Here is a 2,167-nt window from a genome sequence, read left to right as displayed (position 1 = left end):
ACTTTGCACGCCCATACCATTCCTGGGAACGTGGCCTGAATGAGCATACCAACGGTCTGATACGGCGCTTTTACCCCAAGGGAACCGACTTCAGTCAGGTGAGCCATCGCAAGATGGCTGAACTCGAACACATACTCAACACGCGCGGGAGAAAATCACTGGGCTATCGTTCCCCCAACGAGGTATTTTTAACGCACTTACTGGCGGCATAAGCCCCCTCGGTTTTGTTGCGTTTCGAGTGGGAATGGGGCGATGCACTTTTCGAAAAGCGATAACGAACGGGGCTTCGTGGCCAACAGCGTCTGGTCGGTCAGTGAGATAAAAGGTGACAGTGTCACGCTGACCGACGGCAGGCAGACCCGCACGGTTAACCCGGCGGCGGAGCGCGCGGAGCAGCATATCGATCTGGCCTACGCCGTCACCGTCAACGGCTCTCAGGGGGCGAGCGAGCCGTTCTCCATCTCCCTGCAGGGTACGGAAGGCGGACGCAGGCAGATGGTGAGCTTTGAGTCGGCCTACGTGGCGCTGAGCCGCATGAAGCAGCACGCCCAGGTCTACACCGACAACCGGGAGAAGTGGGTGGCCGCGATGGAGAAGTCTCAGGCGAAAAGTACGGCGCATGACATTCTGGAGCCGCGCGGCGACCGCGCCGTCGCGAATGCCGCCCGCCTGACGGCGACGGCAAAAGCGCTGGGTGAGGTGCCTGCCGGTCGCGCTGCGCTGCGCCAGGCCGGGCTGCAGCCCGAAAGCTCGATGGCGAAATTTATCTCGCCGGGGCGGAAATACCCGCAGCCGCACGTGGCGCTCCCGGCCTTCGACCTGCAACGGCAGGCAGGCGGGCGTCTGGCTGAGTACCCTGACGTCCGGAGACGGGCACCTTAAGGGGTTCGCTGGCGAAGGTCGGGTGATGGGCAGCAGGGACGCCGCGTTTGCGGGCCTGCAGGCCAGCCGTAACGGTGAGTCGCTGCTGGCGCGGGATATGGAGGAGGGCGTGCGGCTCGCGCGGGAGAATCCGCAGAGTGGCGTGGTGGTGCGGCTCGAAGGCGAGGCGCGACCGTGGAACCCCGGCGCCATTACCGGCGGTCGGGTCTGGGCCGACGGCCTGCCCGACGGCGCCGGTACGCAGCCCTCAGAGACGGTCCCGCCGGAGGTGCTGGCACAGCACGCCCGGGAGGCTGAGGTGCAGCGGGAGCTGGATAAGCGCGCAGAAGAGGCGGTCCGAGAAATGGCCCGCAGCGGCGACGAGCCAGCCGCCGGGGCTGAGGTCGCCATGCAGGATGTTGTGCGGGATATGGACCGGGTAAAAGAAATGCCGCCATCCCCTCTCACGCTGCCGGATGCGCCGGAAGAGCGCCGTCGGGATGAGGCGGTGTCTCAGGTGGTGCACGAGAGCGCGCAGCGGGACCGCCTGCAGCAGATGGAGCGTGAGACGGTGCGCGTCCCTGAGCGTGAAAAGACCCTGGGAGGAGACTGAAATGCGGGCTGAAGACCATCCGTTATTTCCCCTGGTTGTGGCGGCCGACTGCTGGCTGCAGCGTCTGCTCATATGGACGCCGGGGCAGGCTGACCTGATTAAAACCGTGGCGCTGCTCCTAATGGTGGGAGACCACCTCAGCATGCTGTGCGGGCTGGATAACGACTGGCTTCGCCTGGCCGGGCGGGGAGCGTTTCCGCTGTTCGGCCTGGTGTGGGCCATGAACGTTGCCCGGCGTCCGCATATTCAGCAGCGCGCCCTGAACCGGCTCGGTAGAGTCTTAGGACGTGGTGTAAATTTGGAAGGATGGTGAGCGCCATTGGCTTATCCGGTAAGGTAATGGTTAATTAGACAATTATCTCAGAAGGAGTCAACCGATGGCCGACAACAGCATGACATTCAGCAACACCCTGATGCAACTCGGCGGCGAGGACTTTCTGCGTGAACTCACCGAATTTATGCTCAACCGCATCATGGAGGCCGATGTCACTCAGCGCATCAACGCAGAGCCTCATGAGCGCAGTGACGAGCGGGAGACCTACCGTAACGGCTACCGTGACCGTCAGTACCACACCCGCCTCGGTACCCTGGACCTGCGTATACCGAAGCTGCGTGAAGGCTCGTACTTCCCGTCCTTCCTTGAGGCCCGCAGGCTGTCGGAGAAAGCACTGAACGCGGTCATCCAGGAAGCGT

At 63.3% G+C, this 2,167-nt stretch carries 3 protein-coding genes and 1 pseudogene; all 4 read left to right on the top strand.

Annotated features, from left to right (window positions below):
* A partial coding sequence (locus BBW68_RS15575; RefSeq protein WP_148127523.1) for an IS30 family transposase occupies window positions 1-212 on the top strand: 212 nt, incomplete at its 5' end.
* 40 nt (window positions 213-252) lie between these two features.
* Window positions 253-1,474 (top strand): annotated as a pseudogene (locus BBW68_RS03090) (conjugative transfer relaxase/helicase TraI domain-containing protein); the annotation flags it as partial.
* 1 nt (window position 1,475) lies between these two features.
* Window positions 1,476-1,787, top strand: a complete 312-nt coding sequence (locus BBW68_RS03085; protein WP_420835324.1) for a TraX family protein — start codon at window positions 1,476-1,478, stop codon at window positions 1,785-1,787.
* Between the two features lie 64 nt (window positions 1,788-1,851).
* Window positions 1,852-2,167: transposase (locus BBW68_RS03080; protein ID WP_186821255.1), on the top strand; the 316-nt coding region annotated here is incomplete at its 3' end.

This window comes from Candidatus Erwinia dacicola (genome assembly GCF_001756855.1).
GTDB classification, from domain to species: Bacteria; Pseudomonadota; Gammaproteobacteria; order Enterobacterales; family Enterobacteriaceae; genus Erwinia; species Erwinia dacicola.
Note: the sequence above shows the minus strand (reverse complement) of the source record. Positions and strands in the feature narration are given on the sequence as shown.

Coding starts and splice junctions, on each gene's coding strand:
- BBW68_RS03085 (WP_420835324.1), top strand. CDS start 1,476: ATGCGGGCTGAAGACCATCCGTTATTTCCCCTGGTTGTGGCGGCCGAC.